The organism is Bacillus sp. MT94 (genome assembly GCF_058792475.1).
On the sequence record NZ_JBXAEZ010000005.1, the window covers coordinates 214,503 to 240,242 of the forward strand.

Below are 25,740 nucleotides of genomic sequence, written 5' to 3' on the forward strand. Positions count from 1 at the left end.
TGTTATTAAAATTTCATAAAAATAATTGTAAATTTTGTATAAGCATTTTTTTCACTTTCAACTGTAATTAAGGCGTGATGTGCCTCTATAATAGCTTTGACAAGTGCCAATCCAATTCCGGTCGATTCGTGCTTTTTAGAACTACTTGATTTATAGAATCGTTCAAAAATATGAGGTAATTCTTCAGCTGAAATTCCCTCTCCAAAGTCTTGGATTACTAGTTCTGTATAGATTGGAGAATTTTTGGCCTGAATCATTATTTTACCACCGGGTTTAGAATGTTCGATTGCATTCTTCAACAGGTTTAACAAAGCTTCCTGCATCCATAATTTGTCATGAATAACGACTATTTCTCTTGGGGCATTCCAATCAATCAAAATATTTTTATCACTTATCATGCTTTGCAAGCGATTTAGTACTTCCTCAGTCGTATCTACTAAATTCCCTGGCTCTTTATCAAACGAAATCGCTTTTGCATCAATTTTTGCTACTTTTAACAAATTCTGAATTAAGACATTCATTCTAGAAATCTGAATATCATTATTTTGTAGTAATTGAGCTTGTTGCTCTCGGGATAGTTTCTCATTTAACAACATTTCATTATAGATAGAAATAGTTGAAAGCGGCGTTTTTAACTGATGAGATATATCCTGCAACATTTCTCCTAAAAACCGTTTCTCTTCAAGCAAATCATGCATATTTTTTCTAATGATATCCCTCATTGAACGAAATGAAATCGCCAGTTTCGCAAAATCCCCCTCTTTATTTTCATTGATGACAACCGAGTAATCTCCCTCGATTATCTTTTTTGCAGCTCTAGTAAGCTGGCTAATCTTATTGAAAATAATTTTTTGTTGCATGTAGTTTGCAACAAAAAGTAAAAATCCAAAAGCAATCAATCCCCACATCATAAATTGATTGTGATTAATAATTAGATTATTTAAGTGAGGAAAAAATTTTGAATCCAAGTCTTCATATAATCCATATTGCTTTAGGATCTCTGTCCCTTTTTCCTGATATTTACTTGAGTGAGACGAATGACTTGATAAGACTTTCATAATTTCCGCTTCATTTTCTGGATTCTGCTCTACCAACCTAGCTGTAATTTCCCCCCATGTTGCAATAGAGTCTCTTTTCAAATGATCATAAAATAATTGTTGAATAATAAATTGGTAAATCACAAATATAGATAAAAGGACGGCTAGTATCGTCATATAGCTTTTTAACTCGGTATTTTTCATTATCTTGCTCACCCAATCACGTCCTTGCTCCAACGATAACCATATCCTCTTTCGGTAACGATAAACTGTGGTTTTTGAGGATTGTCTTCAACTTTAGCTCTTAAACGCTTTATGTATACAGATAACGTGTTTTCATCAAAAAAAACATTTTCTCCTTCTGTTATTTGTTGTAGGAGTTCATCTCTTTTTAATGCTTTGTGAGAATTCTTCATGAAATTCAATAGCAGCTTGTATTCTAAATTCGTCAATGTAATACTTTCACAATTTTTATAAACCTTGACTAGGTTCGTATCGATTCTTATATTCTCAGATCTTAAAATTTGAGATGGCGTTTCTAGCGACGCTTGTTTACGCAATTGTACTTTCACTCTGGCCATGAGTTCCCTAACCCGAAAAGGTTTGGTTATATAATCATCACCGCCTATATCCAGCCCCATTACCACATTTGCTTCTTCATCTAGTGCAGTTAAGAAAATAATAATCGAATTCTCGTTTTTCTTTTTAAAATACAAACATAAGTCATAACCATTACCATCTGGTAGGCCGATATCAAGGATGGACAAATCAAATGTATTGTGAACAAACTGGTGTTTAGCTTCTTTTACACTGGACGCTCTAATCACCTCATAACCTTCATTTCTCAATGAAAATTCGATGGCTATGCCAAGAGCTTCATCATCTTCAACTAGTAATATTTTTTTATTCAAGTATGCCCTCTCCTTTTTTTCCCCTAGCTTATACTCCAATTACAATAGCCTGGCTATAATCTAGCCAGGCTTATAATATTATTGTTCTCTAATATTATCAATAATATTATCTTGTTGAATTTTTTTCAATGGATTTAAGACTGATAAATAACTAATTATTAAAGCTGAAACAAACGTAATGATACAAGCCTCATAAGGAATCGTCCATGTCATTTTCAACATATCAGATATAGCTAAATATATAATATAAGACAATATACAGCCAAAAAAGATTCCTTGTAAACTTCCCGAAAAACCGTAAATCAAAGCTTCATAGGTAATCATTTTTTTCAAATCCTTTTGTGACATACCAATGGATTTCAAAGCGGCCAATTCTTTTCGTCTAGTCATGATACTTATAGTTATAGTATTGAGGATATTAACGCTACTAATTAAAGAAATGACTGTAATGAAACCATATGCAAGCACTTGTAAAGTAAGTTTTTCTTCTTTTTTTGTTTTATTTTCTTGATAATTATTTACGATTGTAATGGAATAGCTTTTTCCAATCGTGTTTTCTATTTCCTTTACTGTCGCGGAAGATTGAGTTACATCCTTTAATTTAGTTTCAAAGCTATTCTCCTTTTTTTCGTATACTTTAGATATATTTTCAAGTGATTTCAATTGATGCAAAATTTGTTCACTTTCAGCTAAATGATCTGGATTATTATCCACTATCTTAATTGTAATATCCGATTTAACAGATAACTTATCAAAAGATTTAGATGCAAATGCAACACTCATTAAATACGAGAAAGTAATAAATAACACACTACTTATAATAATTGATAAGATTGTAATGGTATAGCGATTTTTATTTCGCTTAACATTTTTCATAGCCATGCTCAAAGGAATAGATAAAGGTTTTTTCACCATGGAATTCTTTTGTTTTTTGATTTGTTCCTTTTTAATTGACAACCTGCTACTAATTGCCAACAAAGGGGAGATTTTCCCTGCAAAATAAGCTGGGTACAAACTTGACGCTATTACAGAAAGCAAGGTAATAATCGAACTGATTAGTAAAATATTCCAATCAACATGAAATATCGAGACCGCTTTACTATTTTCCATTAAAAGTGAAAAAGTGAACTGCAGAGAGGCAAGTGCTATTAGGCTACATATAATTCCAATTGGTATAGCGATAACAGCCAGAAAAGTAGCTTCTCTCAGAACGATTTGTCTAATTTGCTTTCGTGTTGCACCAATGCTTCTCAACAAGCCAAACTGCCTCGTTCGTTCTACGACACTTATTTGAAAAGCGTTGTAAATCACAACAATTGTCGCTATCACAACAATGCTGATTGTAATAATTAGCGTAGCCATAATCGAATTATTGTAACCTGGTTTCTCTAATTGAATTAATTCATTACTTATATTAATATTATTTTCTCCGGAAATGGTCTTGAGTCCCTCTAAAACCTCATTAAAGTTTGCTTTTGAGCTAATTCCAACTAATATTTTTCCTTCACCAGCGCTAAACTTACTCTTATAGGTTAGTAACCGTCCCACCTTATTTTCCTGTGTATATGTACTATCACTTAGAAAACCAACCAATTTGTATTTTTTTTCATTTAATTCGAATGAATCACCTATTTGAATATTTTCTTTTATATAAGGTAATACCCAGGGATCAACAGCAACTTCTTGATCATTAGATGGCAATCTGCCCTTAATAATACTGTATTTTAAAAATTCCAAGGCGTTATCATCAGCAAAATTCATTTGTACAGCAGCCTCTCCAACTTGGACTGTTTCTCCCTGTGACATTAAACCAAATGATTCAATTTGCGGGTTATATTTAATTTTTTTCAATATCGATTCATCGTAATTTAATACAACGGCATGAAAAGAATACCCTTGCCTCTTTTTCGTATTCTCGATTTGAGAAATCTGAGTACCGTTCATAAATAGGCCGATTGTAGAAATTAACGATACAGAGAGTACGATTCCTATCAAAGTTAAAATTGTTCGTTTCTTATTTCCCTTTAAGTATCTCCTGCTTAATTGTTTATAATTACCAATCAAGATTAGTTTCCTCCCGTCTTAGGCTTATTCGTGGATAGCCACTGATCGGAAATGATTTGGCCATCTTCAATTGTAATAATACGGTCAGAAGTTGATGCAATTTTTAAATCGTGAGTAATCAATACAATAGTTTGATTATATTTTTTTGCTGTCAATCTTAATAAATCCATGACTTCTTTTGTATTTTGAGTATCCAGATTTCCTGTAGGTTCATCAGCTAAGATTAAATGTGGGCGATTTATAAGTGCCCTCCCAATCGAAACCCGTTGTTGCTGACCTCCTGATAATTCAGATGGTAAATGATTTCGTCTTTCATGAAGTCCCAGAATTTCAATAATTTCGTCCATATAAGGATTATCTACAGGTTCATTATCTAGTAAAGTGGGCAAAGCTATATTCTCTTGCACATTCAATACAGGAATTAAATTAAAGAACTGAAATATAAAACCAACTTTTCTTCTTCTAAATATCGAAAGTTCATTATCTGAATAATTATAAATATTGTTCTCTCCAATAAATACTTGTCCTGAACTCGGACGGTCCAACCCTCCCAAAATATGTAACAATGTACTTTTACCTGAGCCAGAAGCTCCTACGATTGATACAAATTCCCCTTGCTGTATAGAAAGATTTATGCCCTTCAAAGCATCTACCCTACTATTTCCTTCACCATAACTTTTGACTACATTTTCTATTCTTACGATTTCCATTTATATCACCTTATTTTCATTTTAATTTAGTTTTGTACCTCTACAAAGTTTATTTTATTCTGATTATTCGAAGAGAGCTTATCAATCTGTTGTAAAACTTTGTCTACTTCTTGTTTGTTTTTATAATCAAAATTACGTTTTTGAAATTGAATCAATTTCATTATTGACTCTGATTCAGAAATTGTATTATATTCTTGGTCGTTTAGAATAACAAGGTTCATTGGAACATACCCAATCCAAATTTGCTGTTTAACATACTGAGCAGGTACTATCTTACCGTTCAAATTCAACTGGTTATTTTCAAAATTATCACCCGCATAAGAAAATAATAGATTCTGATCACTAGATACTTTATTTTTATCTTTCACCCTCTCAGAAATAATAGATGCTGAATTTGGATCTTTTCTAGCTCTTAGAAGTCCCTTATTAAATAATTTTACCGCGGTAGAACTATTAATAACTGCATATTCTGTAGTGTTGATTTCAAATTCTTCATTTGTATCATTTTGTTTCTTATCTTCTTCTGATAATGGAATCCTTTTTGTTATTGTGACGTACTTTACCTTATAGTCTATTGATTGTTTAGTGTCATCTTTAAACTCTTGTTTAACTTTTTCTACGTCAGTTGCAGTACCACTAACTAGAATCCCATCGACTGGTTGTCCTGGACCTTGCACATAACGTTTTACTCCTAATCCTATTCCTATAAAAATAGCAATAACAACCGTATAACTTATAATTTTTTTCATTAGAATACTCCTTTAGTAAATGATTTATATCTGGATTATAGATGAGTTTTTTTCATAAGTTAATGACTTCTATCTAACTATGTGACTTCTAATCTTACAATTTTGTAAGATTAGTATTCCCCATGCTCAACAAGCTAAATTTATATAATAATAATCTTATACGTTATTATTCTCTTTTTTATTGAAACGGATCGAATCACAGGCAATAACCCGACCTATAATGATTAATGTTACAGATAATAACTTAAGGCCCGTCTTATATATAATCTAAATCTTTAAAATAAACAAAGGATATTACTCCTAATACAGCACCAACTATCCCTAGCATCAAATCCTTATACTTTTGTATAAACATCTTATTCCTCTTTTCGTACAAATAAATTATTCCATATATAACAATACTAAATTATGGAATGTTTCCAAAGAATTAAAACGTTTTTATATTCAGTTTATATGTCTACTTATTTACTTATCCCATAGATAAGTAAATCCAAAGGGATACAAAAACGTCACTTCTTTTATAAACAGTACGACTTTATTGTTACATAATAGTAGTGAGAAATATCACATATCTCATAAAAGGGCTGGGCGGAAATTTAAGTTTACTAAATACCTTTTCTAAAGTTTGATTGCAACCTTTTTCTGTACACTCCATCCAATCTTTCATCAAACAACTACCTTCTCCCATAATTTCAAAGGATTCCCACTCGATTATCCCGAATATATAAATTACTATTCTCACAAGGAGCGAATTTATATGAATCTATTCGAACACGAAACGTAAAACCGTTCCCCTTTCATAAGAGGTCCTCCTTTTTTCTTTTCTCACCATATCATTTACTTACAAAATAGGAGGATACAATTATGAAACGTGATCCATTATTTTTAACTTTATTAGAAAGTGCTAATACAAATTTTAGCGGTTGGGATTTTTCTTTTATTTCAGAAACGGGTCGAATGAAGAGCGAGCCTTTATCGTGGTCATATGGCAGTACAGCTTTCCAGCTTATGCAGCATGCAGAATCAATGCTCGATATGGGGACTGGCGGCGGAGAGTTTTTATCTCTGTTACAACCGTTCCCGTCAACTATTTATGCTACTGAGGGCTACGCTCCAAACGTGCCAATTGCTCGAAAGAAATTAGAGCCTTTAGGGGTTACTGTTGTAGAGGTGAACGATGATACTGCATTGCCATTTCAAGATGGTCAGTTTAATCTAATCCTAAACCAACATGAATCATATGCTGCTTCTGAAGTAAAAAGAATTCTTTCTCCAAATGGAACATTTCTTACACAACAAGTTGGCGGTCTCGATTGCGCGGAACTTAATGACCAATTTGACACACCACTAAATAGTGAATTTGCAAGTTGGTCGCTTGAAGCGGCATGTAATGAACTACAGGAAAACGGATTTACTATCTTAGAAGCAAAAGAAGAATTCCCTTTCCAACGCTTTTATGATATTGGCGCTATCGTCTATTATTTAAAAGCAATTCCGTGGCAAATTCCTGATTTCACTGTCGAAAGGTATTATGAGGAGTTATATCGTATACATGAGATTATCTTGCAAAAAGGATATTTTGATGTGAAGCAACATCGATTTATGATTAAGGCGATTCGTGACTAACGGAAAAGAGGTGGCAAAGCCACCTCCTTTTTTGTTCCTTTTACGTATGTTCTCTACTCTTTCACCATAAGAAAAGTTATATCATACATATTACAATTATGACCAATGAATTGTATTTCTGAAACTTATAATCACCTCGCATATATAACAAGAGCAAAAACGTGATTTTTCACTTTCCTCTTCTATTGAGAAACAAGTTGTTTTTCATATCGCTTGTTCGCATCATCTTCTTTCAAACATGCAGTTGTGCAATTAATAATATTCCGGTTATCGTACGTGAATATATGTTTTAACTTATTTTCTTCTGTTAATACTGTCGGTAAGTATTTTGGTAAATTGCTAACTACTCCTCTATTATCACCATCTAATATCCAATCAATTTCTTTCCATTCTAATAAGCCTTCAGCCGTACGTAATGGTGTATTCATTTGCATTCCATCTGGCAAATCAGCAACGAACACATACATTCCTTCACTAGCCTGGGGCTCACCTTTACCTTTAAAACCAACAGTCCCTTTATACGTTACACTTGAAAGTTCTATGCCCGTTTCCTCAAACGTTTCTCTAATTATTCCTTCGTATGGCGTTTCATTCTCTTCTATTTTTCCTCCAACACCATTCCACATCCCCATATTCGGCTTTTTATTTCTATGTTAATAGCAGTATTTTATCGCTTTTTCTAATAAAGCAAATTGTGTATTTGTACATACGATCATTTCCTTTCATTTTCCACATGAGTTATTTGGCTTATTTTCAAGTAAAAACACTCGCCTTACAATTCCTTACTACATAATATATAGTACAACTTTCATGCGTAAACACTTTACGTCAAACGAGAGAATCCTTTTTAGAAAGGAGAATTTAAAATCGATACTATAAGCAATGAATTTCTAAAACAATATTACGACAGCCTTGTGTGGTTAAAAGATACACATTGGTTTGGAGTTCCAATCTATAAACTTCCCTCTGATCTCTTTTTGTATCAAGAAATCATTTATGAATTAAAGCCCGATTTAATTATTGAATGCGGGACTTTTCACGGTGGTAGTGCACTGTATTTAGCTTCTATGTTAGATTTAATTGGAAAAGGTCACGTACTTACTATCGATATAACTCCGCAGCCAAATCGGCCATCACATAATCGGATTACGTATTTAACAGCATCTTCTGTTTCTGTGCAGGCCATCCAAACAATAGTAAGTATGCGCAAACCTGATGATGTGATTTTAGTTATTTTAGATTCTGATCATAGTAAAGAGCATGTTTCAAAAGAACTCTTGCTATATAAATCTATCGTCACTACTGGCAGTTATATGATTGTAGAAGATACCTCCATTAACGGAAATCCGCTTCTTCCCGACTGGGGTCCTGGCCCGATGGAAGCTGTGGAAGAGTTTTTAACAAAAAACAATAACTTCATAATCGACGAGTCTAAACATAAATTTTTCATATCATTTAATCCAAAAGGTTTTTTAAAGAAAATAAAGTGAAACTTTAATAAGTGGGGTTTTGCTCATCCCCCACTTATTCTATCATTTTCATTTTTGAAAAAGGATAATATACGAATTCCACCTTGCCAATTATGTTATCTTCTTCAATATATCCTAAGCCATTTCGACTATCTCTACTTACTTCGCGGTTATCTCCCATTACAAATAACTTATTTGGTGGAATTTTTGTCTTTTGAAAGTTATAAAACACTTGTGTGTTGTTAAATAAATCTTTGTTCGTATATGGTTCTTCTTGCTTTTTATCGTTCACATATACCTTTCCGTTCGTTATGTTAATTACATCACCAGGAAGCCCTATTACACGTTTCACATAATATTTCGATTCATCCTCTTCTTTTATAATGACAATTTCTCCGTGTTGTAAATTAGAAAGACGTACTACCGCTTTATTTACAAATACGTAGTCTTCTTCATATAAAGTCGGCTGCATCGATTCCCCTTCCACCTTACATAAAGTAAAAGAATGGTAGCCTATGACTATCACCAATATAAATAGTATGTACTTTCCCCAGCCTCTCTTAATCTCCTTTTTCATATCCATTCCCACCTTATAAAGCGCTTTTTAACTCAAAAAATATATCACTGCACAATATGTTTCCATGCAGTGATACTATTTTTACTGTGCCTTGTTCGGTTGTTCTACTGGAATTGAATTTGTATTTGATCTATTTGTTTTTAATTCAAAATACGCATCCAAAATCTCTTTACCAATCGCAGAATTAATTCCTGATTTATCATCATTCACCCATGGTACAACAACTGAAAAAGCTACTTCCGGATCCGCATCATATGGTGCATAACCGGCAAGAGTTAAATTATAACATTTTTTTCGGTTGTTGTTCTCATCTCTTCCAATATCACTTTCTCCACCATATACTGTCTCAGCTGTTCCTGTTTTTCCCGCTGGTTTATATGGTAGACCTTTAAATGTTCCGGTTCCGGTTCCGTCAGCTTCTTGAAAAACTCTTCTAAATCCTTCTTTTACATGATTAATGTACGAAGTTTCCATATCCACTCTATTTAATACAACTGGTTCAATCGACCGAACGACTTTTCCTGCATCCTCTGGTCTATTCGGTTGCTCTCTAACTTCTTGTACAATTTGTGGTTTCATTCGGTAACCGCCATTTGCAATGGTTGAAATATATTGCGCAAGCTGAAGCGGTGTATATGTATCATACTGTCCAATCGCGTAATCAAGTAAAAATCCGGGTATGTTATCAGTTCTACCTATTTGACCGATCGATTCATTTGGCAGGTCAATACCAGTCGACACACCTAGGCCAAATTGTCTAAAATAGTAGCGCATTTTATTAAATGTTTCTTGTTTAATATCTAATGGATTGTTTGGAACATAATTAATGCCTGCCATTTTTAAAGCTGTATTAAACATATAAACGTTCGATGACACTTGCAAAGCTCTTAAATCATCAATATCCCCAAATTCTTTCCACGATTTCTTCGGCTTAGAACTTCCTTTAAAATACATTGGCGCATCAAAGAAGTGTGTATACGGCTTAATCGCTTCTGTTTGATATCCAGTTAATAAAGTAGCCCCTTTTACAGTTGACCCTAACTCATAAGAACTTGTCATCGTTCCTAATGCATAATCTTCTATTTGCATACCGCCATCTTTATTTACAATTTTCTTTCCTGCCATTGATAAAATTTGACCGTTTTTCGGATTCATCATTACTACGAACGCACGATCCATCATCGGCTCTGCAGCATGAAAGGCTCGTAAATTCTTTTCAAGGCTTCCCTCTACTCTTTTCTGTAAATCCATATCGACTGTTAACATCAAGTTATTTCCACTTTTTCCTTCAGTCACTTTTTCTGTTCGAACAATCTTCCCTGCTTTATCCATAATATTTTTAGACTGTTCTTTCGTTCCATGTAGTGCATCTTCGTATTGTTTTTCGATGTAACTTTTACCAATACGGTCGTTTCGATTATAATCACGAACTAAATAATAATCTAATTGTTCTCTTGGCAACCCTTCATTTTCATTAGAAACGCTACCTAGTATAGAGCGCAGTATTTTATCATTTGGGTATTCACGTTCCCAATCTACTGTTGTATCTACCCCCGGTAAACTTGCCAACCTTTCACTAACGACAGCATATTCATTTTCACTTACGTCTTTTTTAACGATTTGCGGAGTCATTTTATATCCCGCATTCATTTTGCTTTTAATTACTAATACTTCTATATCTTCCTTTGAAAGCTCATTTAATTCTTCTTGTGTAATTCTTTCCCGGCGCAGTTCTTCTACTTTTTTATCTAACTCTTTTCCTTCTATTTCTTGCTTTCTAAATTTACTCTCATCTTCTTTCGTTACTTTCGCTGCTGCCCGCTTTTCATTTAACTGCATCCAAAAATCTTTTTTATCTGTCTCTGTTAACTTATCCATGTCCTCTTGCGACATTTCAATTAGCTTAGCTAAATCTCTTGCTACTTGTAAAACTTCTTTCGAGTCCACTCCTCTCATTTTCGTATATGTAACGGTTCGTAATGGTTTATTATTTACAATAACGTGACCTTGTCGATCAAACATTTTCCCTCTAGGAACGGGAGTACTTACCGTTACATCTTCCTTTTTGTTTACTTCATTTCTATACGTTTCTCCATCAATGATTTGTACTTTACCTAATTGAATTATAATAGCTGAAAATAAAAGAAAGACAATAAAAAATAGTACATTTAACCGAAATGGAATATGAGTCTTTTTCTTTTTCGATTGTTTTTTCTGCTCCTTTTTCTGTCTCATTTCGCTCCCTCGCTTCATTCTATTAACATTTCTACGCAAAATCATTATGTATCAAATTTATTTATATGATATATATAGAATTTTATATTAATTACTAAAGAAATAAAAGATTTAATTTTCAGTTTTTTAATTTTACAACCTATTTATTACCATTCCCCTTCATACGTCATAACATGAATTTTATTCAAACAAAAAACTGAGGTGTTCTCTATACACCTCAGTTTTTCATAAAAATAATAACTTATTTAACCGACGATAACCCTTCAACAAACTCACCAATCTTATTTTGAAAAACAAAATCAAAGTTATATTCCTGTCCTGTTAACTCTTCATTTACTAAAATAGTTGTTGCTCCCACTTCCCTCTTTGCAATTTGCGGGAATGAAGCGACAGGCTGTACTTTTAGTGATGTTCCCATAACGATAAGCACATCTGTTTCATATAAACGTTTGATAGCATTTTGATATTGCGGCAATGTATCTCCGTATAAAACAACGTCTGGATTTAAAATGAAATTACACTTCTCACAACGCGGTACTTCATGATCAATCATATACTGTAAATCATAGCCTGATTTACATTTTGGACAATGTGCTGTTTGAAGTGTTCCATGTAAATCGATGACATGCTTACTGCCACCTAATTGATGTAAACCGTCAATATTTTGCGTTAAAATCGTAATATCTTTCCCTTGTTCTTCTAGCGCAGCTAAAAAGCGATGTCCACGATTTGGTTTATATTGATGGAACGTATTAATTTGAAAGATTTCTTTATAATGCTTCCAAAACTCTTTCGGACTTCGATTATAATACCCTCTCGATAAATACATCTCCACATTCGCATCAGCATACAACCCATTTGCTGAACGAAAATCTGGAATACCACTTTCCGTACTTGCACCAGCGCCTGTTAATACTGTAATTTTCTTCGCTTTTTCTAAAATTGAACGTAGTTCTTCAAATTGTTGCACAAAAATCACCTCTATGTATTTTCCTATTCTTATTATACCAGTTGTTTACAGGAGGTGTTGTACAATTCATTTTACTTAATGCGTTGCGCCCCCAACCTCTACAATATCTACTTCAACTGTCGTCGTTACTTCGATTGCCAATTCTATCCCTTTACGAATAGTAGAAAGTGACATACTTGGTTGACCTGGATAATTACTCGCTTGTTCTGGTAAGAACGGAATGTGAACGAATCCACCTTTTATTTTCTTATCATGTTTCTCTAGTTCATGCATAAGTCCATAGAATAAGTGATTACAAACGAATGTGCCTGCCGTCTGTGAAACAGATGACGGTATGCCCTCTTCGCGAAGTTTTTTTACAATTGCTTTCATCGGGAGTGTGGACCAATACGCAATCGCTCCTTCTTCTACAACCGGTACATCTACCGGCTGATTCCCTTCATTATCAGCAATTCTTGCATCATCAATATTAATGGCGACACGTTCTATCGTGATATCTGGTCTGCCCCCAGCTTGTCCAATGCATATAATAATTTCCGGCGCTAATTCTTCTATATACTCTTTTAATACGCTTATTGATTTATGAAATACAGTTGGTACTTGTTTGCTTATTATCTTGTATTCTCCAATTGTTTTTTCATGCAAACCTTTTGCTACTTCCCAAGCTGGATTGATATTTTCCCCGCCAAACGGATCAAACCCTGTTAATAATACTGTTTTCATAGTTTTATCCTCCTAATTAGAAACGATATACAAGGCCGTACATAATAAACATATTTATGATAAAAATTGAAAGAGCAATTGGTACTTGTGCTTTAATAACCGCATTTTTATCCTTTAGCTCTAAAAGCATCGCAGGTACGATATTAAAGTTTGCTGCCATTGGAGTAAGCAGCGTTCCGCAATATCCAGCAAACATACCGAGTGCTGCCATAATTGCTGGGTTTCCGCCGTGCATTTGAACTATTAAAGGTAAGCCAATTCCGCCAGTAATAACAGCAAACGCTGCGAATGCATTTCCCATTACGACTGTAAATAGCATCATGCCTAAACAGTACGCCATAACAGCAACGAACGGATACTCTGTCGGCAGCACTTGTCCGACTAAATCTGAAACAACTTGCCCAACGCCAGACTTCGCGAATATACCGCCAAGTGCTGCTAACATTTGTGGTAAAATAACAGCCCAGCCGACAGCTTGTAATAGTCTGCTTCCTTCTTGTACAGGCGTTGCTATTTTTGATTTTGTAATACGCATCGCCGCAACGAATGCGAGTAATGCACCAAGCGCTAATGCAACTAATGTTACTTTATCTGGATCAACAAGAGAGACATTTCCCCATTTAATTTTCCCTAACGTCAACGTACCGATAATTGTAAAAATAGGAATTAATAGTGCAGGCATAAAAATTTTATTTTTTAATTTCTCAGCATGTTTCACACGTTCTTGTACTGGAACTTCTTTTTCCTCTGATTTTGTTACTTTATTTAGTGAAGCTAAAACGACCATAGCGAGCACTATACAGCCAACGTAAAACGAAGGAATTACATTTCCGAATAAAAATGTAACTGCAAACAATGCCCAAAATAAACTAGAACCGAATCTGTTTGGATGTTCACGATCGAATGCGATACGAACAGCGATAAAAGCAACGATTATCCCTAATACATAATAGATTGTATCCATTGTGATGATGTTCATATTAAATTGCCTCCTTCTCTTCTTTTCCTTCTGCCTTCATTGTTTTCTCTATATATTTATCAAACCTTCTAAATCTAATCCAGCTTACAATAAGTGCAGATATTGCTGTCGGAATGCCCCAAAGTGCCATATCCCATACTCCGACATGCATACCTACTGAATCGAAGAATCCTTTCATTAATAAAATAGCTCCAGTTGCGATGAAAATATCTTCTCCGAAAAACCAAGCTGTATTTTCAGCTGCTGCTGCGTTTGCTTTAATCTTTTCTCTTAATTTTTCAGGAAGTTTACCGTATTTACCTTGCGCGGCCCCTTCTGCCATCGGTGCAACGAGCGGCCTTACTGTTTGCGCATGCCCACCAATATTAAGCCCTAGTGCTGCTGATGATTCTCTTATCGTAAAATATGACATTAATACTCTTCCAGTTGTTGCTCCTTTTGATTTCGTTATAAGTGCCTCTGCTCTTTCTTTTAAACCGTAACGCTCTAAAATTCCGATTACCGGTAAAGTTAATATAATTGGCATAGACATATATCTATTTTCTATGAAAAATTTACCGAACATGCTGATCACATCATAAAAACTTAATCCTGAAACCATACCAGTAACAATACCTGCAACCATAACTACTAAAAGTGTATTTAATCTAAATAAAAAGCCCACTGCAACAAGTAGTATTCCGATTAATTTAATCATCCCAGCACTTCCCCCTATTTTTTATTTCGGTGCACAAATAGAAATATCATTAAGTTTGAATGTTCTGTATATTCTTTCTGCAAATTGCACTGCTTTTTCCCCATCACCGTGTAAACAAATTGTTTGCGCCTGAACTGCTACTTTCTCTCCATTGACCGCATTTACATGGCCTTCTTTCACCATTTGAAGTACTTGCTTTATCGCTTCGTCTTCATCTTTTATAAGCGCATTTTCTTCTGTACGGCTCGTTAATGTACCATCTTGCTTATATGTACGATCCGCAAAAGCCTCTTGTACAAGAGTTACTTTGTATTTTTCTGCAGCCTGTATAAACGCCTCGCTATTTGCTAAACCATAAAGTAATAGACTTGGATTTATATAATAAATTGCCTTTGCAATTGCATCTGCAATTTCCGGATTAGTTGCCGCCATATTATATAAGGCACCGTGCGGCTTTACATGCTGCATTTTCCCGCCTGCCGCTTTCACAAATGCGTCTAATGCGCCTGTTTGATATAAAACATAATCGTATACTTCACTTGCTGAAATATTCATGTTTCTTCTACCAAATCCAATTAAATCAGGAAATCCAGGATGCGCCCCTATTGCTACGTTATGCTCCAAAGCTTTTTCAACAGTTTGACGCATAATAGACGGATCACCCGCATGAAAACCGCAAGCAACGTTTATAGAGGAAACGAACGGAAGAATTTCATCATCATTCCCCATTTTATAAGCGCCAAAACTTTCTCCTAAATCACAGTTTAAATCGATTGTAGTCATAATGTATTCCTCCTAATTTCAGCTTCGTAAAGCGATGAATTTCTTTAATAGATTCATATTTACTTCTTGTTCTATGTACAATTGTTCCGCTTCTTCAAGCGTAATTTTCTCAAAAGAAACATAGTCCCCCGGCTTTAGCTGGGCAAGAAGAGGTAAATCTACTGAAATGATATTTCCCATTCTCGGATAGCCACCTGTCGTTTGCCTATCTGCCATTAATATAATCGGCTGTCCACCATTAGGAACTTGAATGGTTCCAAATGTAACAGGACTCGATAAAATCTCTTTTTCTTCATTCCTATTTAAAACTTCTCCCTCAACCCTATAGCCCATACGGTCAGCATAATTAGATACCTTATACTCTTTCGTAAAAAATGCCTTTCTACTTTCTTCTGTAAATTGATCATATTCAAAGTCAGTTATGACACGAAGCTTTGGATGTTTCTTATACTTTGGTAGTACTCTGTTGCTAATTGCCCATTTCGTTTTTATTCTCGCATCTTTTTGTAAATCTTGAATGAAACGACTCGCCATTTCTGGTTGTGCACCAATTTGGAAGTAGTTACCCTTTTTCAACATTCTTCCTTCTATACCACCAATCGCAGCACGTATGTACGTACTTTTGCTTCCCATTGTACGCTCAATATGTATACCACCCGCAAAAGTTACATACGCTCTGCAACCACTTTTCACTTTTCCAAAACAAAGCATACTACCTTCTTCCGCTAAAATGGGACGCCATAACGGGATACGTTCTCCATTCAATAACGGTTCCATATCTGCTCCGCCAATCGCAAGTAAAGTCGTTTTCTTTATTAACAATTTAGGTCCCATAATCGTCATTTCGAGTCCCGCTTCATTCTCCTCATTACCAACTAACATATTGATCATCCGAAGTGCACTTTGATCCATAGTCCCGCCAACTGGTACACCGTATTGTTGATAATGAGATCGCCCTAAATCTTGGACTGTTGTAAACATTCCCGCATGCAAAACTTCTACATCCATTCTTTAGCCCCCTCAAGTGATACGTACTCTTCCTTCGTTATTGGGATAAATCGTAAATACATACCACTTTGAATATATGTTGGTATTTCTTCTTCCGGATTAAATAATGAAATAGGAGTTCGGCCGATAATATTCCATCCTCCTGGTGTTTCAAGCGGATATATACCTGTTTGATTTCCGCCAATACCTACTGAACCAGGAGAGATTTGTAACCGTGGTGTTTCTTTTCTAGGTGTTTCTAATTCTTTTGATAGTCCTCCTAAATACGGGAACCCTGGTGTAAAACCTAACATATATACAAAATATGTAGTTTCACTATGTATTCGAATCACATCTTCTACTTGTAAATCTTTATAATGTGCAACCTCTTCTAAATCAGGTCCATATTCTCCCCCGTAGCACACTGGTATAGAAATATGTTTCACATCCTGTTTTACTTCTTCTTTATAAGAATCACACAGCTCCTTTATATACTGGCGAACGTAATCATATGGCCTTTCACTTCTCTCATTTCTCTTCCATACTTCGTATACATTGTAGTAAACAGCTAATGAAGTAAACGACGGAACGCACTCAATCATTCCTGCAAACGGATGTTGCTGCAGTGCTTGAAATAACCGCTGTACTTTCTCATATATATCCATCTTAATTTCTTCACCAAATGTAACAATAATTGCTTGATCCCCTAACGCAGAAAATTTCATCCTACTCCCTCTTTCTATGCCAAAAAGCCGAGTTCTTTCGAAATGCGATGTGCTGTTTCTTTCACCTTAGCGATAAAATATGAAATGTTACTTTCGCTGTACTCAATTGCTAATCCCGAAATACTCATACCTGCTACAACCGTTCCATCACTTGCGAAAATGGGCGCTGCTATTGCGGCTGTATGATTTTCTAACTCAGAATAACTAATTGTGTAGCCTTCCTTTTTTGCCATTTGCAACACTTCTAGCAATTGTTCCTTATCCACAATTGTTCCATCTGCAAACTGTTTTAAATCCACTTCCTCTATGTATCTCCGTTTCTCTTCCTCAGAAAAATACGATAGTAAAATTCTCGGACATGCACCAGCATAAAGCGGTGCTCTTCTTCCAACCGCCGTATACACGCGTACTGGCTGAACACCTTCCATCTTTTCAACATAAATTGCGTCATTACCATCTTGAATTATTAAATTAACTGCCTGTCCTAAACTATCTCTAAGTTCTTTCATATAAGGAATTGCTATATTTCTTACTGATAATCGGTGTGAAACAAGTTGACCGAACCGTAAAAATACGACCCCTAAACGATATTTCCCCTTTTCGTTTTTTTGTAAAAACTCCATCTCTTCCAACGAACCAATTAAACGATAAACAGATGTTTTCGGCATATTTGTAAGCTGAACCATCTCAGTTAAACTTAGCTCTTCATGCTCATAAAACAACTCTAAAATATCCATTGTCTTAACTGCCGTTTTATTTATACTCATTCTATCTCCCTTTCGTTCCGAATTACGGAACTTAAATTCCGTTTTTCGAAACAAACATATAATTTAAAATTATAAAATATTCTTTCAATTCATTCAATAGATTTTAAGCAAATAAAAAAGTATGGAAGAATATCTCTCCCATACTTCACCACACTTTATAACGCTCTTACTTGTTCCAACGGCCAGAAAACAGCTTGTCCTTTTCCGACAATTTCATCTTCTGAAATAAAGCCAAACATGCGACCATCCTTAGAAACTTCACGATTATCCCCTAAAACAAATACTTGGCCTTCTGGCACTTTCGTTTTCCCAGTGATTTGTTCTAACGTAAAGTCTGGAGTTAATACACGGCCTACTGCTTTTTCTTTAAACTTTTTTAAATATGGTTCTTCCATCGCTTTTCCGTTTACATATAAAACATCATTTTTATACTCAACTGTATCGCCTGGCAAACCAATTACTCGTTTTACTAAATCGTATCCTTCTTTTCCGTGGAAGACGATAATATCAAAGCGATCTAATCCACTTATACTATAGCCAATCTTATTCACGAGAACTCGTTCGTTATTTTTTAAAGTGGGCATCATTGATTCACCTTGCACTAAAGAAGGTGTAAATAAAACACCACGAATAATAGCAATTAATACAAGGGTAAAACCTATCGTTTTAGCCCAAGAGAATAATTCTTTCTTTGTATTTTCCTTCATCGTTTCTCCTCTTTCTTAAGCACTTATTTTATTATTTCAACTAATTCTTGTACTAAATTAGGATCTATTTCAGAAAAACATGATTTTCCTTCTCTTACCGCTGTACCGACATGCGCCTGCGTGATTCCAGTTTCATCTAGCAATCGCTTTATATTTTCTTTCGTCACGCCAGCTCCAGCTACAAGCTGAATTTGACCATCGCTTACCTTTTGCATTTCTGTAAGCACCGGAATATTCTCTACTATATTTCCTTGTCCACCTGAAGTTAAAACGTGAGTCACTTTATGAAACTTCTTTAAAGTGTTCATTGCTTCTACTGGATTTTCTATATCATCTATCGCACGGTGGTACGTTACATTTATTCCATCTACAACAGATAGTAAGTTCGCTAATTTCCCTTCATCCACTTCATTTCGTTCATTTAATACACCTAATACAACACCAGCTACTCCTAATTTCTGAGCAACTACAATATCTTCTTTCATCATTTCAATTTCTTCTTCCGTATATGTAAAAGACTTCGCATGCGGACGAATCATAACATGAATTGGTATACTTACCGCTTCTACCGCTTTCTTTATAAAAGCATAACTCGGTGTTAAACCACCTTCTGTATAAGATGAAATTAATTCAATCCGCTTCCCGCCAGCACTTTCAATTCGTTTTACATCTTCTAAACATGTTGCAATAACCTCTAGCATGAGATGACCTCTTTTCGTGCTTTTTTCTTATTATAACATTAGTAAAAATAAGAAGCCTAGCTTTCTCCTTTAAAACTTAAAAAAGAAGAATGAAAAGAAAGATTTTTTATTAGCAACGATTATTGATAACATCCTATTATTCATGTACACTCCTACCATAATGAAAAAGCCCGTCATTTTGACGGACTTTTCTAATTTCAAGCTTTTCTTTCCTCAGTTTTCATATCAATGCCTAATTGATCTTCTAATAACTTTACACCTTTCTTTGTAAGATGGACAGCTCGGTTCTTATCCGTTTTCGTAATCCATCCCTGTTCAAAAAGCAGTTTTGCAATTGCAGACCCTAACCAACCAGAAATATGGTAGCGTCGTTCACTCCAATCAAGACAAGGTTTTGCAAATACCCTCCTTTTTATATCTGCCTTATCAATATTTATTCCAAAATTCAGAAACCATTTCTTACCTTGTTCCGTTATAATGTATTCTCCATCCTCTAAAATTATAAATTTCCTATCAAGTAATTTTTCAGTTATCTCTACACCGAGTTTGCCTGCAAGATGATCATAACAAGTTCGAGCATAACGAATTTGTTTTAGTTGGCTTGATTGTTTTAAAGAGCGAACTTGAACTGTTGGTGCAATTGTCCCTAACTTTTCAAGCACTTCTGCAACTTCTTGATTAGCAAGTCGATAGTAGCGATGTCTACCATGTTGTTCAACTGTAAGTAAATTCCCTTCTACTAATTTAGAAAGATGCGAACTAATTGTTGGATGTGACACTTTTGCCATATAAGCCAATTCACTAGCAGGTAGTGCCTGATTATTCATTAGACACTCTAAGATGATTGCTCTTGTAGGTTCAGCAATTAGTTTAGCTATATATGAGATATTCGGATATACATTCATATTTCGATGATACCCTAACTATTAAATTGATACAATTATTTTAAGTTTAATAGTAAAGGAGAATGTATTATGAATGCAATTGATCTTAGTATATTAAATTTAAAAGAAACGAGAAGGCGCTCAGAAAAATTATGGAATTCTCTTCCCGATAATTTTCTTAATTGGAAGCCTGATCCTGAGGCTATGTCCTTTGGTGAAATGATTCGTCACGTATGGAGCTCAACTTTTTACTATCATATGATTATAAAAAACAACGGTTCAATAAACGACATACGTACCCCGTATGATGACGAGCCAATTACTTGTGTAAAAAAAGAAATTGAATTGGCACAATCATACTTTACTGACTTCATAGAATATGTTCAATCAATAAGCATAGCCGAGCTAGATTCAAGACTTATTGATAGAAGTGATGTTGGCTATCAACGATATTTAGGTGATATGCTATTAAGAATTGCCTATCATGATGCGGTCCATGCAGGTCAATTTTTACAATATTTACGAATGGTAAACTTAGAAAGACCATTAATTTGGGATTAAATACGAAAAATGTTTATACAGCCTCCAAACTGGCATTACAATAAGAATTTTCAACAAGAAACAATCAAAAAACCATGATAATCATTTATATTAAAAACCTACATCTCAACCAAGTACTTCATACACATAAAAAGCACGGGTTTGATTACTAATCAAACCCGTGCTTTCAAAACAACTATAATATCCATAAACAATAAAATGTAAGCTTTAAATACTACGACCGAAACGCCGCATCCGCCAGCATAGACAATGTTGCATCATCCATCGGTGGATTGTGTAATCCTGCTCTGACGTTTAAATAGTAACGATGGAGCGGATTTTTTTCTGATAAACTTTTTGCTCCTACGATGCGCATTGATTTATCCACTATGGATATCGCCGCATTTGTTACGGCGTATTTCACTGCCGCTAATTCTGCTTGCAGTGACAGTTTATCTTCTGCCTCATCGTATTTTTTCGCAATTTGATATAAAAAGACGCGAGCTTGCATAAGCTCGAGTTCTAATTCTCCAACTAATTTTCTAACATTCGGTAATAAACTAATAGAATGGTTTAAACTATTTGGCTTGTATGATCCCGCAAATTGAACTGCATAATTTCTTGCTGATTGTGCAATTCCTAAATAACATGCCGGTATATGTAGCAACCAGCCAATACCCTTTTGTTTCACTTTCCCGCCTTTTACATCCGTAAAAAAGCGGCTTTCTATCTCTACATTTTGTAAGACAAGGTCGTGGCTAGCAGTCCCTCTCATTGCAACGCTATCCCACGTTTCTTCAATAGATACACCGAGTGTATTTCTTGGAATGACAAACTCACCAACTTCTTCTTGGCCTTCCATACTTGCTGAAATAATAAAATAATCAAGTACTGGCGCCATCGTTGTAAAAGTTTTTCTTCCATTTATAACCCACTTCTCGCCTTGTTGAACCGCTATTGTTTCTGGTTTGCCGCCACGCGTCGGACTCCCTGTTTTCGGTTCTGTTGCTGCCCTGTTAAAGAGCGCACCATTACGTACTTCTTCGCAAAACCATTTGAACATCTCATCATTCCAAGAGCGATTTTCCGCTAGCTCCTTCACAATGCCAAGATGCCAGCCAATCGATAATGCAGTAGCTCCACAGCCTTCCGCGATTTTCTCTTGAAATAAAACGAAGTCATATAAAGAAATCGCACTATCACCAAATTCCTTCGGTAACGTTAATTTCGTATATCCAATATCTTTCAAATCATTTATATTTTCATACGGAAATGATCCTAATTCACTTAGCTGATGCTCCCTTTCCATGAACTTCGGAATCAATTTATTTATTTTCTCAATAATTAAAGACTGTTCTTCTGTTTCAACAAATGAGAGTGCCATACTATAATCTCCTTTATGCTCGATTCATAAACCGTTCATTTTGTCATTATGATTATATGAAGCTACCTCTCTATTGTTTCACTATTCCGATAAAAATACAATGTTTTTGACTAATAAGAAAAGTTCCTATTTAAGGATAGATTCTTTTCTTATATTAGTCCCCCTTCAATGCTTTTAACGGCAAAGAGGTTACATATCCAATATACGAGAATAATTCTTTAAAGAAGAATGGTATTTCTGTATCTAACGTTTTATATGCTGATGTCGGCGTTGGTGAAGCATACGCTTCAATATTAATATGTTTTGCGATTCTCATTGCGCGTTTCATATGAAGTGGATCACTTACAATCGTGTATGTTTGTATACCGTTCTCTATTCCAACTTGCTTCGCATTTTTTAAATTTTCTTCAGTGAAAAGGGATTTAGTTTCAATTAAAATATCTTCCTCTTTTACACCTTGTTTCATTGCATATACTCTTGCAGTACGTGCTTCCTCAAGTTCTGCCTCGAACTTTGTACCACCTGTAAAAATAATCTTTTTAATATTTCCGTTCCTATATAAAGAAATCGCATGATTAATTCTTTCTTTAAATACAGGAGATGGTTTTCCATTCCATGAAGCTGCGCCTAGTACGATACCAGCATCCGTTTTCACGTCATCATTTGCTTTAAAACGATAACTCCAAATATCGTAAGCTGCATAACTTACATATAAAATAGCAGAACAAATCATTAGTAAAAATACTTGAAAGATTCGTCTTTTCTTACTTTTCTTATTTTCTTTCATTTGTAATTGCCTCCGTACATCATCCATACTTCTATAAAAAACATTTATATCAAATCGTTTTGTTTGAGTTTATTTAAAAGAAGGAACTTTACTTGTTATTTATGTATAAAAGGGTTTTCATTTAAAATTGAGGATTATCAATTCATTTTCATTTGCGGTTTTCATTACATTTTTTAAATTCATAAGTTTATTACCATACAACTACATTGTAACGAATTTTTTCTCAGAAGGGAACGATGAAACAAAAGGAATTAAAATAAAGTAGCATTTTGTAAGAAAAAAGGTATATTTTTCATATCTCACGAACAATATACCTTTCAAAACACGAATTATAACTTTTCTTTATACAACTCTAATTTTTCTAACAATTGTTCTTTTACGCCTGGCCATTCACTCGAGATAATACTGTACACCACCGCATCTCTCACATAACCATTCGGTAATTTTCTTTCATTTCTAAGCACACCTTCTTTTACTGCGCCTAATCTTTCAATTGCTCGTTGTGCTTTTTCATTTCTTGTATCCGTCTTAATTTGCACTCTCAGCATATGCAATTTTTCAAAAGCATACTGAAGAAGCATATACTTACACTCTGTATTTATACTCGTACGTTGCACACTCGGATGATACCACGTTTGCCCTAACTCAACTGTCTTATCTTCTACTGAAATATTATATAAACGTGTACTTCCTACAATCTTATTCGACTGTTGATCTACGACTATGAAAGGTATTTGAGTACCTCTTCCGTAACCCTTTATCGCTTTTTGAACGTATTGTTGCATATCTTGCACACTATCCATTTTAGAAATTAAATACGCCCAAATATCCCGATTTCCTTCTACAATCGAAAACAAAGTTTCGACATCAGTATTATCCATTAACCGCAACTTTGCTCTTTCGTGAATAATTTCCATTTTTAAGCCCCCTTTGTTGTTACTATATCATAAGAATCAAAAACTTATTATAAGAATAAAGAAATATAAAGAAAAGAATTCTTTTCAAATATATTCTTCTCGTATAAGGTAGGAAGACTCATCAGTAACCCTTAAAAAAGAATTTTTTTGATAATTTCCAATAAATTCTATATAATGATAAACGGGAGGGGATAATAAATGCTAGATCAAATTACTTGGGGAACGCCAGGCAGCTTATTATGCTTAGGATTCTTTTTTGCGGGACTAGGAATCTTCTTAAGAAGCGTTACGTCATATACGAAAAATAAATAAGAATATCCCGCTTTTAAACAAAAGAAGCCCTCTTTTTTACAGACGGCTTCTTTTGTTTAACTTTATCTTATTAAAACTTCAAAGCAACAAATAAGCAATCGGCGTAATGATAAGCAACGTTAAAATCGTTCTCTGCACATACAGAATAATAAGTTCAGATACTTTTAACGGAATATCTGTTGATAATATACAAGGAATGGAAGCGGAGAAAAACAGTATAGATGATACGGAAACAACTGCAATGACAAACTTTGTCACAAGTGGTGCACTTACTACTAATAATGACGGTAAAAACATTTCTGCAATACCAACTGATGCAGCTTTAGCAGCTAAGTCTGCTTCCGGTAATTGTAATAGCCATGTAAACGGATAGAAAATATAACTGATCCAATCAAATATTGGCGTGAACTTCGCTAAGACGATACCAATTAATCCTACTGACATAATAGATGGTAAAATTCCCATTGTCATAATAAATCCGTCTTTTAAATTCACTGTAATATTTTTCATAATGCTCGGTGCAGACTTTGATACTTCTAACGCATCCTCCCAAGCACGTTCTAGCATTTTTTCTTTATAAACAGGCTCTGGAAATCCTTCTTCTGTTACATATGTATCTGGTTTTCTACTAAGGGGCGGGATTCTTACGGTGATAGCAGTCACGATGAATGTTACAACAAGCGTAGTCCAAAAATAAACATTCCATAAATGCATAATATCTAATGTTTTTGCGATGATGATCATAAATGTAGCGGATACTGTAGAAAATCCTGTAGCGATAATTGCTGCTTCTTTTGTCGTATACTTTCCTTCTTTATACACACGATTCGTAATAAGAAGGGCAAGCGAATAACTTCCAACGAAGGAAGCAACTGCATCAATCGCCGATCTCCCTGGCGTATTCCATAATGGCCTCATAATCGGACGGCAAAATGTACCGATAAATTCAAGCAATCCATATCCAACTAATAACGCTAAAAATGCCGAACCAATTGGAACGAGCAAACTTACTGATATGACTAGCTTCTCATACAAAAACGGCCCAACATCTGGTGCAAAGAACCAAGCTGGCCCTATTTTCAAACAATATAATACTCCAAAAACGACACCAACTACTTTTAAAATAGAAAAACAAACGTCTACGATAGATGCATTCCATTTCTTCGTATAAAATGGATAAATCGCACCAATTGCCATAACAAATAATGCATAATAAGGTACTACACCTGGAACGGAAGCCCTGATCCACGATACGATATGATCAATCATAATAGACGATGCACCGTTTATCGTAACAGGAACGAAAAACATAAACACTCCAACGAGACTAGTAAGTATAAACCGAAGAATAATCCCCTTCTCTCGCCCTGTCTTAATTACATTACTCTTTAATTCAATTTCACTCAAAATTCGACACCTCCTATTATCTAAATATTCTGTATAATTATGTTATATTCCTTCTTTCTATTTCTACTATTTAATCATATGAAAAAGCCTAT

The 25,740-nt window shown here is 34.7% G+C and carries 25 protein-coding genes and 1 pseudogene; 3 read left to right on the forward strand and 23 right to left on the reverse strand.

Annotated features, from left to right (window positions below; all coding sequences use genetic code 11):
- Nucleotides 1-5: 5 nt before the first annotated feature.
- From AC1Q51_RS19265 to AC1Q51_RS19285, 5 genes are all read right to left on the reverse strand, one after another.
- Entirely contained in the window at nucleotides 6-1,241 is a 1,236-nt protein-coding gene (locus AC1Q51_RS19265) for a HAMP domain-containing sensor histidine kinase (protein ID WP_098835738.1), read from the reverse strand.
- An 8-nt stretch (nucleotides 1,242-1,249) separates the two neighbouring features.
- Nucleotides 1,250-1,948 (reverse strand): response regulator transcription factor, encoded by a 699-nt coding sequence (locus tag AC1Q51_RS19270; protein ID WP_001035094.1) that lies wholly within the window; start codon nucleotides 1,946-1,948, stop codon nucleotides 1,250-1,252.
- A 78-nt stretch (nucleotides 1,949-2,026) separates the two neighbouring features.
- Complete coding sequence (locus AC1Q51_RS19275) at nucleotides 2,027-4,012, reverse strand: ABC transporter permease (protein ID WP_492331649.1); 1,986 nt, start codon at nucleotides 4,010-4,012, stop codon at nucleotides 2,027-2,029.
- A 2-nt stretch (nucleotides 4,013-4,014) separates the two neighbouring features.
- Complete coding sequence (locus AC1Q51_RS19280) at nucleotides 4,015-4,722, reverse strand: ABC transporter ATP-binding protein (RefSeq protein WP_000407086.1); 708 nt, start codon at nucleotides 4,720-4,722, stop codon at nucleotides 4,015-4,017.
- 26 nt (nucleotides 4,723-4,748) lie between these two features.
- Nucleotides 4,749-5,471 carry a lipoprotein BA_5634 family protein gene (locus AC1Q51_RS19285; protein ID WP_492331650.1) on the reverse strand — a complete coding sequence of 241 codons (723 nt, stop codon included), beginning with the start codon at nucleotides 5,469-5,471 and terminating at the stop codon, nucleotides 4,749-4,751.
- Between the two features lie 864 nt (nucleotides 5,472-6,335).
- On the opposite strand from AC1Q51_RS19285, the gene AC1Q51_RS19290 reads away from it, so the two are divergent.
- A complete protein-coding gene (locus tag AC1Q51_RS19290; RefSeq protein ID WP_098855662.1) occupies nucleotides 6,336-7,097 on the forward strand; it encodes a class I SAM-dependent methyltransferase in 762 nt (253 codons plus the stop codon).
- A 182-nt stretch (nucleotides 7,098-7,279) separates the two neighbouring features.
- On the opposite strand, the pseudogene AC1Q51_RS19295 reads toward AC1Q51_RS19290, so the two are convergent.
- Nucleotides 7,280-7,805, reverse strand: a pseudogene (locus tag AC1Q51_RS19295) (NUDIX hydrolase).
- Between the two features lie 158 nt (nucleotides 7,806-7,963).
- On the opposite strand from AC1Q51_RS19295, the gene AC1Q51_RS19300 reads away from it, so the two are divergent.
- On the forward strand, nucleotides 7,964-8,587 hold the full coding sequence (locus AC1Q51_RS19300; RefSeq protein WP_492331697.1) for a cephalosporin hydroxylase family protein: 624 nt from the start codon (nucleotides 7,964-7,966) through the stop codon (nucleotides 8,585-8,587).
- 34 nt (nucleotides 8,588-8,621) lie between these two features.
- On the opposite strand, the gene lepB (AC1Q51_RS19305) is transcribed toward AC1Q51_RS19300, so the two are convergent.
- The 13 genes from lepB (AC1Q51_RS19305) to AC1Q51_RS19365 all read right to left on the reverse strand — a co-directional run bounded on the left by lepB (AC1Q51_RS19305) (nucleotide 8,622) and on the right by AC1Q51_RS19365 (nucleotide 20,322).
- Nucleotides 8,622-9,143 carry a signal peptidase I gene (lepB, locus tag AC1Q51_RS19305; RefSeq protein ID WP_002094069.1) on the reverse strand — a complete coding sequence of 174 codons (522 nt, stop codon included), beginning with the start codon at nucleotides 9,141-9,143 and terminating at the stop codon, nucleotides 8,622-8,624.
- A gap of 81 nt (nucleotides 9,144-9,224) precedes the next feature.
- Nucleotides 9,225-11,378: a peptidoglycan D,D-transpeptidase FtsI family protein gene (locus AC1Q51_RS19310; protein ID WP_023522349.1), complete on the reverse strand. Its 2,154-nt coding sequence runs from the start codon at nucleotides 11,376-11,378 to the stop codon at nucleotides 9,225-9,227.
- A gap of 241 nt (nucleotides 11,379-11,619) precedes the next feature.
- Entirely contained in the window at nucleotides 11,620-12,348 is a 729-nt protein-coding gene (locus AC1Q51_RS19315) for an NAD-dependent protein deacylase (protein ID WP_141541752.1), read from the reverse strand.
- 75 nt (nucleotides 12,349-12,423) lie between these two features.
- Nucleotides 12,424-13,071, reverse strand: a complete 648-nt coding sequence (gene pcp, locus AC1Q51_RS19320) for a pyroglutamyl-peptidase I (protein ID WP_098509137.1) — start codon at nucleotides 13,069-13,071, stop codon at nucleotides 12,424-12,426.
- 16 nt (nucleotides 13,072-13,087) lie between these two features.
- Entirely contained in the window at nucleotides 13,088-14,050 is a 963-nt protein-coding gene (locus AC1Q51_RS19325; protein WP_075719963.1) for a DUF979 domain-containing protein, read from the reverse strand.
- Nucleotide 14,051: 1 nt separating this feature from the next.
- Nucleotides 14,052-14,747 carry a DUF969 domain-containing protein gene (locus AC1Q51_RS19330; RefSeq protein ID WP_000593392.1) on the reverse strand — a complete coding sequence of 232 codons (696 nt, stop codon included), beginning with the start codon at nucleotides 14,745-14,747 and terminating at the stop codon, nucleotides 14,052-14,054.
- Between the two features lie 21 nt (nucleotides 14,748-14,768).
- The gene (gene pxpA / locus AC1Q51_RS19335) at nucleotides 14,769-15,530 is read right to left on the reverse strand and encodes a 5-oxoprolinase subunit PxpA (RefSeq protein ID WP_097947362.1); all 762 of its coding nucleotides are present in this window, start codon (nucleotides 15,528-15,530) and stop codon (nucleotides 14,769-14,771) included.
- An 18-nt stretch (nucleotides 15,531-15,548) separates the two neighbouring features.
- The gene (locus tag AC1Q51_RS19340; protein ID WP_097997358.1) at nucleotides 15,549-16,538 is read right to left on the reverse strand and encodes a 5-oxoprolinase subunit C family protein; all 990 of its coding nucleotides are present in this window, start codon (nucleotides 16,536-16,538) and stop codon (nucleotides 15,549-15,551) included.
- Nucleotides 16,529-17,242: a 5-oxoprolinase subunit PxpB gene (gene pxpB / locus AC1Q51_RS19345; protein WP_000672264.1), complete on the reverse strand. Its 714-nt coding sequence runs from the start codon at nucleotides 17,240-17,242 to the stop codon at nucleotides 16,529-16,531. Before pxpB ends, AC1Q51_RS19340 begins: the two co-directional genes overlap by 10 nt.
- Nucleotides 17,243-17,256: 14 nt before the next feature.
- Entirely contained in the window at nucleotides 17,257-18,009 is a 753-nt protein-coding gene (locus AC1Q51_RS19350; RefSeq protein ID WP_000026359.1) for an IclR family transcriptional regulator, read from the reverse strand.
- Nucleotides 18,010-18,164: 155 nt separating this feature from the next.
- Complete coding sequence (lepB, locus tag AC1Q51_RS19355; protein WP_000662498.1) at nucleotides 18,165-18,716, reverse strand: signal peptidase I; 552 nt, start codon at nucleotides 18,714-18,716, stop codon at nucleotides 18,165-18,167.
- Nucleotides 18,717-18,739: 23 nt separating this feature from the next.
- Nucleotides 18,740-19,417: a copper homeostasis protein CutC gene (locus AC1Q51_RS19360; RefSeq protein ID WP_492331651.1), complete on the reverse strand. Its 678-nt coding sequence runs from the start codon at nucleotides 19,415-19,417 to the stop codon at nucleotides 18,740-18,742.
- A gap of 197 nt (nucleotides 19,418-19,614) precedes the next feature.
- A complete protein-coding gene (locus AC1Q51_RS19365) occupies nucleotides 19,615-20,322 on the reverse strand; it encodes an ArsR/SmtB family transcription factor (protein WP_492331652.1) in 708 nt (235 codons plus the stop codon).
- A 69-nt stretch (nucleotides 20,323-20,391) separates the two neighbouring features.
- On the opposite strand from AC1Q51_RS19365, the gene AC1Q51_RS19370 reads away from it, so the two are divergent.
- The gene (locus AC1Q51_RS19370) at nucleotides 20,392-20,862 is read left to right on the forward strand and encodes a DinB family protein (protein ID WP_000991274.1); all 471 of its coding nucleotides are present in this window, start codon (nucleotides 20,392-20,394) and stop codon (nucleotides 20,860-20,862) included.
- Nucleotides 20,863-21,076: 214 nt separating this feature from the next.
- On the opposite strand, the gene AC1Q51_RS19375 is transcribed toward AC1Q51_RS19370, so the two are convergent.
- The 4 genes from AC1Q51_RS19375 to AC1Q51_RS19390 form a co-directional block, all read right to left on the reverse strand.
- A complete protein-coding gene (locus AC1Q51_RS19375) occupies nucleotides 21,077-22,225 on the reverse strand; it encodes an acyl-CoA dehydrogenase family protein (RefSeq protein ID WP_001218355.1) in 1,149 nt (382 codons plus the stop codon).
- A gap of 154 nt (nucleotides 22,226-22,379) precedes the next feature.
- Nucleotides 22,380-23,012, reverse strand: a complete 633-nt coding sequence (locus tag AC1Q51_RS19380; protein WP_000662218.1) for a YdcF family protein — start codon at nucleotides 23,010-23,012, stop codon at nucleotides 22,380-22,382.
- 329 nt (nucleotides 23,013-23,341) lie between these two features.
- A complete protein-coding gene (locus AC1Q51_RS19385) occupies nucleotides 23,342-23,929 on the reverse strand; it encodes a GNAT family N-acetyltransferase (RefSeq protein WP_000402588.1) in 588 nt (195 codons plus the stop codon).
- Between the two features lie 390 nt (nucleotides 23,930-24,319).
- A complete protein-coding gene (locus tag AC1Q51_RS19390; protein WP_001289425.1) occupies nucleotides 24,320-25,648 on the reverse strand; it encodes a YjiH family protein in 1,329 nt (442 codons plus the stop codon).
- Between the last annotated feature and the right edge of the window lie 92 nt (nucleotides 25,649-25,740).

Bases quoted from the DNA above. Each gene is read 5' to 3' on its own strand.
- AC1Q51_RS19340 (WP_097997358.1), bottom strand. From the start codon at position 16,538: ATGGATGTAGAAGTTTTGCATGCGGGAATGTTTACAACAGTCCAAGAT.
- AC1Q51_RS19385 (WP_000402588.1), bottom strand. From the start codon at position 23,929: ATGGAAATTATTCACGAAAGAGCAAAGTTGCGGTTAATGGATAATACT.
- lepB (WP_002094069.1), bottom strand. From the start codon at position 9,143: ATGAAAAAGGAGATTAAGAGAGGCTGGGGAAAGTACATACTATTTATA.
- AC1Q51_RS19265 (WP_098835738.1), bottom strand. From the start codon at position 1,241: ATGAAAAATACCGAGTTAAAAAGCTATATGACGATACTAGCCGTCCTT.
- pcp (WP_098509137.1), bottom strand. From the start codon at position 13,071: ATGAAAACAGTATTATTAACAGGGTTTGATCCGTTTGGCGGGGAAAAT.
- pxpA (WP_097947362.1), bottom strand. From the start codon at position 15,530: ATGACTACAATCGATTTAAACTGTGATTTAGGAGAAAGTTTTGGCGCT.
- pxpB (WP_000672264.1), bottom strand. From the start codon at position 17,242: ATGAAATTTTCTGCGTTAGGGGATCAAGCAATTATTGTTACATTTGGT.
- AC1Q51_RS19280 (WP_000407086.1), bottom strand. From the start codon at position 4,722: ATGGAAATCGTAAGAATAGAAAATGTAGTCAAAAGTTATGGTGAAGGA.
- AC1Q51_RS19325 (WP_075719963.1), bottom strand. From the start codon at position 14,050: ATGAACATCATCACAATGGATACAATCTATTATGTATTAGGGATAATC.
- AC1Q51_RS19360 (WP_492331651.1), bottom strand. From the start codon at position 19,417: ATGCTAGAGGTTATTGCAACATGTTTAGAAGATGTAAAACGAATTGAA.
- AC1Q51_RS19350 (WP_000026359.1), bottom strand. From the start codon at position 18,009: ATGAGTATAAATAAAACGGCAGTTAAGACAATGGATATTTTAGAGTTG.
- lepB (WP_000662498.1), bottom strand. From the start codon at position 18,716: ATGAAGGAAAATACAAAGAAAGAATTATTCTCTTGGGCTAAAACGATA.
- AC1Q51_RS19310 (WP_023522349.1), bottom strand. From the start codon at position 11,378: ATGAGACAGAAAAAGGAGCAGAAAAAACAATCGAAAAAGAAAAAGACT.
- AC1Q51_RS19380 (WP_000662218.1), bottom strand. From the start codon at position 23,012: ATGAAAGAAAATAAGAAAAGTAAGAAAAGACGAATCTTTCAAGTATTT.
- AC1Q51_RS19375 (WP_001218355.1), bottom strand. From the start codon at position 22,225: ATGGCACTCTCATTTGTTGAAACAGAAGAACAGTCTTTAATTATTGAG.
- AC1Q51_RS19285 (WP_492331650.1), bottom strand. From the start codon at position 5,471: ATGAAAAAAATTATAAGTTATACGGTTGTTATTGCTATTTTTATAGGA.
- AC1Q51_RS19365 (WP_492331652.1), bottom strand. From the start codon at position 20,322: ATGAATGTATATCCGAATATCTCATATATAGCTAAACTAATTGCTGAA.
- AC1Q51_RS19290 (WP_098855662.1), top strand. From the start codon at position 6,336: ATGAAACGTGATCCATTATTTTTAACTTTATTAGAAAGTGCTAATACA.
- AC1Q51_RS19330 (WP_000593392.1), bottom strand. From the start codon at position 14,747: ATGATTAAATTAATCGGAATACTACTTGTTGCAGTGGGCTTTTTATTT.
- AC1Q51_RS19370 (WP_000991274.1), top strand. From the start codon at position 20,392: ATGAATGCAATTGATCTTAGTATATTAAATTTAAAAGAAACGAGAAGG.